Raw genomic sequence first — 580 nt, forward strand, 5'->3', positions numbered from 1 at the left:
CCCCCCCCCCCCCCCCCCCCCCCCCCCCCCCCCCCCCCCCCCATTCCCCCCCCCCGCCGCGACCGGCCCACCACACCCCGTCGACCGTGTGCCCGGCCTCACAGACCCCCCGGAGTGGCCCGGACCACTTCCACCCCACATTCGATCTTGAAAATCGGGACATTTGCCTTCAAAACAGCCCAATATCAAGATCCATACCCACGGTAACCCCCCACTGACCACGCCAAACCTACGAATCCTTGAAACACCACCCCCACCCCCGTAACTTCGAATGCGTCGCACCGAACGAGCACACCGCTCACCAGGAACACCGTGCGAGCCCCCGAAACCACAAGCCCCCAGGGCCTGGTTCCGCACGCCCGCACCCCCTCCGAAAGGACCCCTCCGTGACCTTCCGTAACGAGACCACCGCCACCACCACCGCCACCGCCACCCCCAAGCGCAACCGCGTCCGGACGGCACTGATGGCCGGGGCGGTCCTCGCCCTGCCGGTGGCCGGACTCGTCACGGCCAACGCCGCCTCCGCCGCCCCCGCCGGCGTCTGGGACAAGGTCGCCGCCTGCGAGGCCACCGGCAACTG

The 580-nt window shown here is 70.3% G+C and carries 1 pseudogene; it reads left to right on the top strand.

Annotation, left to right across the window (positions count from 1 at the left end):
* Positions 1–386: 386 nt before the first annotated feature.
* Positions 387–580, top strand: a pseudogene (locus tag ADK60_RS24530) (transglycosylase family protein); the annotation flags it as partial.

Source organism: Streptomyces sp. XY431, assembly GCF_001279805.1.
Lineage (GTDB): Bacteria > Actinomycetota > Actinomycetes > Streptomycetales > Streptomycetaceae > Kitasatospora > Kitasatospora purpeofusca.